Consider the following 5774-nt stretch of genomic DNA (forward strand, 5'->3'; position numbering starts at 1 on the left):
AACTCAAGCAGTATCGAGCGATTGCAACGCGCTACGACAAGCGTGCGGTTAACTTTCTCGGTGCGATTCACCTCGCTGCTACGGTCATCTGGTTGAATTGATGACACGCCCTAACGCCTTTGCGCCTTTGCGCGAAATTGTGGGAAAGTTACTACCGATTGTCAACAATCGTGACGCGATCGCTTACTTGGGTCACGTTATCCTGAGACTTAATCTCATTCACAGCCGTCAGATTCTCCTGAGGTTCGATGATGCGGTTAGTGGAATCGGTTCTCGAAGTTGTAGAAGGCGGTACATCGTAGATAGCCCACTCTTGAATGCCGCGATTGCTCAGAACTGATTCGGCACGTTCGATATCGTCTTCGGTGCCATCTACCATAACCAGATAATCACCGCGAGCCACAAGATTGTTATAAACTTGCGCTCGATCTTCAGGAATTCCCAAACCCAGCAGTGCGCCAATCAAGCCACCTGCGGCTGCGCCGATTCCACTCCCCGCCAGGGTGGTTGCGATCGCAGTTGCGGTAGCACCAGCCAACAAAATCGGGCCAACTCCGGGAATCGCCAATACACCCAAACCGAGTAATAAGCCAGTCAGACCGCCTAAAGCACCCCCTGCGATCGCCCCTGTGGTTGCGCTTTCATCAACGTTATTGTCATCAACGCGATCGCTCATTTCAACGCCAGCGATTTGATCCTGGGGGTCTGCATCTCTGGCAACGACGGAAACTTTACTCATCGGAAAGCCAGAATTACTCAGCTCGTGAAGCGCATCTTCCGTATCCCGACGGCTGACAAAGGCACCAACAGCACGCTTGTGTCGGCTGAAATCGCTGTCATTGACATTATCTTCTGTAGGAACATAGGCAACGGGAGAGGCGGCACCCAGCGGATTCATTCCTAACGAAGAGGAATAACCCGTCGCCAGGGGATCGAGTCCCAATGGGGAAGGATACGTGCTGCTGATCGGATCGAAGGGGGTTGAGGAAGAAGCGCCATAATTGTCAGGAACCGCCGAAACCCCCGTCACATCGTAGACACCCCAATGCTGAATACCTTGCCGGTTCAAAATCGATTCAGCACGATTAATTTCGTCTTGCGTACCCTCAACAATTACTAAATAATCTCCTTGGGAGACTCGGTGGTTGTAAACTTTGGCTTGTTCTTCAGGAATTCCTAAACCTATCAGTGTGCCGACAATGCCACCTGTCGCAGCGCCAACCGCACCCCCGATTAAAGCATCTCCCAGAATAGAAGCGATCGCACCTCCTGCGATAACCGGACCAAATCCCGGAACTGCCAACGCACTTAAGGCTCCTAGGACGCCAACTAAACCGCCGACCGCACCGCCTGCTAAGGCACCCGCCGCTGCACCCCCACCGGCTTCATTGCCACCTCCGTAAGGGTTGACTTCAACACCAGCTACCTCATCTTGCCGGGTGCTATCCCGTGCCACCACAGAAACTGTGTTCATGGCAAAACCAGAGTCCCTAAGCTCGTTGAGCGCATATTCCGCCTGTTCAGGTGTAGAAAATACGCCGACAGCTCGCTTGTTTTGGTCGAGGGTCATTTTTTTCCTCCTAGAAGTATTCAATAACTTCCGTCAGCACAAATACAGAATCAATTTTTTATTTATGCGCTTTGCTTATCTTTCTGTTTTTTTCTACACTTTTCATCAGCCTGGAGATGTAAAATTTTCTCTATCAACAGATGGGTAAAAGATATTCTTCTGTCAGACCCTAATGCATTTTTTGCATCAGTTTTTTTGACGAAAAACTCTTTTTGGTTTTTGCTCATTTTTTTGTATGCCTTTATTCCTTGCCCCTTAGCATGAGTGGAAAGACACTTATACTTTGTCTTATACAGTAAACTTAACCCCAAAACAGAAGCAGCTTCGGGGAAGGGGAAAGAACTTATCTTTTATGAAGTTACTTTTATAAGGAGAGGAGTTGCCAAGAGATTAACGGACATTTATCAGGGAGAACCGGCTCCTAGAGCATGAATGGGGAGATTGTGCCCCGATGACCCTGAGAAATTTTTCCGAACAGAGCGCGGGAATTGCCACTGATTCGTTCGGTTATACCACCACCGATAGAGGGCAACTATCGGTACGCTCATAATCAGAAGTAGTTTAAAAGACGCACCGCCAGTTGATTGCCGTTAAAGGGGTGGATCTTTGTGCAAAAGAAGTGGTTACTACCAACCATCAGTGAAATATTAGCCCAGAGCGAACACAGCGAACAAACTGGGGCAAATTCTGTTATGCCTTCTGTAGAGCAGACAGCAGAAAAAGCGCATGGATTTCGCCCTGCCAGCCGGACGGCACGAGAGTACGCCCGTGCCTCGCGGGAGTGGTGTGGAGCGATCGCTGCCTTGGAACAGTTGCTGCTGCAAGTTCTAGAACCTGCCACTGATTCGCTACAAGATTCGCCACAAACCTTGGGCTTAATTTTAGCGGGTCCTGTGCCGGTTCTGAGCCACCCAGCGGTAATGACTCGCGTTCATACCGGAATTTTTACAGCAGAGCGATTTAATCCTCTGGCATTAATGCCATTTCTGCTGCCTCCCGCAACAACTCAGCAAAAGGAAAACGAACCTCAATCCACTTCCAACTTCCCGTTAATCCCTGCCGATCCCTTAACAAGCGAACAGTTTTGCGTAATTTTCACACCACGGTTTAGTTTGGTGATGGTTGTTGGAGAAGATATTACAGGTGCCCCAGCTTTCCAATATTCTTTTGATCCGCAAGTGGTAGAGCAAGCGTGGCAAACTTTGCGATCGCGCTTGTTGCTGACCAGTCTTCATCAAGTGAGTCAGTTAGAAACTTTAGTCGAACGCTTTGCACCCCAAGCGCCCGATTATCGAACCGTTATGCAATTTAGCCGGTTGCTGTTGAAACATTTGCCCGAAGAAATCAGAGGCGATCGGAAAGACGCCGAGTTTTCCCGTCTTGGGTGTGGGCAAGAAGCAAAAGGTAAAGAGCTAGAAGATAATTCCGAACTGCCAATTTTGAATCCTAAATTAATTGAAAATTCAAAATTTAAAATTCAAAATTCTAATGATGTGGAATTACTTCAAGCGTTTGCCCACGAAGTACGGACGCCCTTGAGTACCATACGCACCTTAACGCGGCTGTTGCTGAAGCGCCGCAACGAATTAGCACCGGACATCATCAGGCGTTTGGAAGCGATCGATCGCGAGTGTACCGAGCAAATTGACCGCATGGAGTTGTTTTTCCGGGCGGTGGAATTAGAAACAGAAACCGTTAAGCGATCGCCCGTTCACCTGACTGCGATGTCGGTGGCGCAGGTCTTCCAAAACAGCATTCCTCGCTGGCAAAAACAAGCAAATCGTCGCAACTTAACCCTAGAGGTGGTATTACCGCAAAAGCTCCCCGCTGTTGTTAGTAATCCCGCCATGCTGGATCAGGTACTAACTGGGTTAATTGAAAACTTCACTCGCAGCATCCCCGCAGGCGGTCATATTCAGGTGGAGGTGACACCCGCCGGAGACCAGCTAAAATTGCAACTCCAGTCTCAAAACCAACCTGACGAAAGCGGCAACTCGCTAGCCGCAGACAACAACCCACCAACGTGCAAGTCAATTGGTCAGCTATTGATGTTTCAGCCAGAAACCGGATGTTTGAGCCTCAATCTCAACGTCACCAAAAATCTCTTCCAAGCGTTAGGAGGAAAACTGATTGTACGGCAACGACCCCAGCAAGGTGAGGTCATGACGGTTTTCCTACCGTTAGATGTGGATGGTTCCGGCATTTGGAATGCTTAATTGGTAATCGCGGGATAGCGATCGCTATCCCGCCACCAATGCAAGTCTTAATATCTAGCATCCGCTCTTCGTTACAGCCGCGATCGCTGGACGGTATCTTTGTGTCTGGGCTATGACAGTGTAGCTACTGCCGCACATCTACACCTGTTGACCCAGCCATGCGACGCCCAAAAATCGGACTGATGCTATTCGCCATGCTTGTTGCCAATGGCGTGACGCCAGTTGCCAATCTTCCAGCACCCTTAACAGCACCCCAAGCGTTGGCTCAAACCCCAAATGCAAGGAAAGCGGAAGCAGAGCGACTGGATGGGCAAGCATTTGACCAGTATCTTGCCAATCAGCAGGAAGCGGCATTACAGTCTTGGCAACAGGCACTCTTGATCTACCAGGAACTCAAAGACCGCCGAGGCGAGGAGTTGGTCCTAGAAAAGATCGACATGGTTTATGAGACTCAAGCAGACCGCCTACGTAAACAAGGAGCTGGGCAGTATTTTACCAGTCAATGGGCAGCTGCATTACAGTCTTTGGAACAGTCACTCTTAATCTACCGGAACATCAAAAACCGAAAAGGCGAGGCATTGGCGCTAGGAGGGATAGGACTGGTTCATGACTCTCTAGGTGACTATGCCAAGGCGATTGATTACACTCAGCAGAGTTTGGCGAGCGCACGAGAAATCAAAGATCGACGCAATGAAGGAGCTTTACTAGGTAATCTGGGAGTGGCTTACCGTCGCCTTGGAGACTATGCTAAAGCGCTTGAATACTCTCAGCAACAGTTAGCGATCGCACAAGAAATTCAAAACCGTGAAAGCGAAGGCATAGCGCTGCAAAATATAGGTTTTACTCTCTATAAACAAGGCAATTTCGTAACCGCAGAGCCAATTTTAATGGATGGAATTAAGGTTCTGGAATCTATTCGAGCGGGCTTAGGCAGTAACGATGCGAATAAAGTGTCAATCTTTGAAAGGCAAGTTGGTACGTACCAGACATTACAAAAAGTCCTCATTGCCCAGAGTAAAACTGAGCCAGCACTGGAAATTGCGGAGCGGGGAAGGGCACGAGCCTTTGTGGAATTACTCGCTGCTAGGTTGCAGGATGACAGGTTACAGGTTGAAGGTTCAGCTCCACCTTCTAACCTTCAACCTCCTACCATTGAGCAAATTAAACAAATTGCTAAAGCGCAAGCCTCCACTCTTGTTCAATATTCGATTATTTACGACACATTCAAAGTTCAAGGTAAACAACAAGCTCAAGAATCAGAACTCTATATTTGGGTCATCAAGCCTACAGGTGAAGTAACGTTTCGCACAGCTGACCTGAAACCTCTGTGGCAAAAACAAAATATTTCTCTAGAAGAACTTGTTACTAGCAGCCGTGATTCCATCGGCGTTAGAGGTCGTGGCCTTGCCGTTGCCTCTAAAGTGGATAAAACCAGCACTAATAAACGATTACAGCAACTGCATCAACTGCTGATTCAACCGATTGCTGACCTATTGCCAAAAGACCCCAACGACCGAATTATTTTCATCCCTCAACGTGAACTGTTCCTAGTTCCCTTCCCAGCACTCCAAGATGCCAGTGGCAAATACTTCATCGAACAACACACTATTGTGACAGCACCCGCTATTCAGGTTCTGGAGCTAACCCACAAGCAACGGCAACGTGTATCGGGAAAGGAAGTGCTAGTGGTAGGCAATCCTACAATGCCTAAAATTGCTCCTAAAATTGGGGAGAAACCGGAGCCGTTATCTCAGCTACCGGGTGCGGAACAGGAAGCAAAAGCGATCGCTTCTCTCCTCAAAACCAAACCTCTGATTGGCAAGCAAGCGACCAAAATAGCGATCGCGCAACAGATGCCCAAAGCGAAGATTATTCGGTAGTCCTAAAAATGTAAGGATAGGAGGGTAGAGTTCCCGCTGTTGTTCGATGTCGAATCCCCGCCCGGCTTGTCCTGCTTGTGATTCCACCCATATTGTGAAGAATGGCAA

3 protein-coding genes and 1 pseudogene are annotated in these 5774 nt (G+C 48.6%); 3 read left to right on the forward strand and 1 reads right to left on the reverse strand.

All coding sequences use genetic code 11. The features are described from left to right. Window positions 1–101 (forward strand): annotated as a pseudogene (locus NDI34_RS27535) (IS5/IS1182 family transposase); the annotation flags it as partial. A 50-nt stretch (window positions 102–151) separates the two neighbouring features. On the opposite strand, the gene NDI34_RS27540 reads toward NDI34_RS27535, so the two are convergent. Further along, a complete protein-coding gene (locus tag NDI34_RS27540) occupies window positions 152–1570 on the reverse strand; it encodes a general stress protein (protein ID WP_348234420.1) in 1419 nt (472 codons plus the stop codon). A gap of 608 nt (window positions 1571–2178) precedes the next feature. Between NDI34_RS27540 and NDI34_RS27545 the strand changes: the two genes are divergently transcribed. Together NDI34_RS27545 and NDI34_RS27550 are read left to right on the forward strand one after the other, a co-directional pair. Then, a complete protein-coding gene (locus tag NDI34_RS27545) occupies window positions 2179–3786 on the forward strand; it encodes a HAMP domain-containing sensor histidine kinase (protein WP_348234421.1) in 1608 nt (535 codons plus the stop codon). Between the two features lie 158 nt (window positions 3787–3944). Then, on the forward strand, window positions 3945–5666 hold the full coding sequence (locus tag NDI34_RS27550) for a CHAT domain-containing protein (protein ID WP_348234422.1): 1722 nt from the start codon (window positions 3945–3947) through the stop codon (window positions 5664–5666). The last annotated feature ends 108 nt before the right edge of the window (window positions 5667–5774 follow it).

It is taken from the genome of Trichocoleus sp. DQ-U1, from assembly GCF_039961925.1.
In the GTDB taxonomy this organism is placed as follows: Bacteria; Cyanobacteriota; Cyanobacteriia; order Cyanobacteriales; family FACHB-T130; genus FACHB-T130.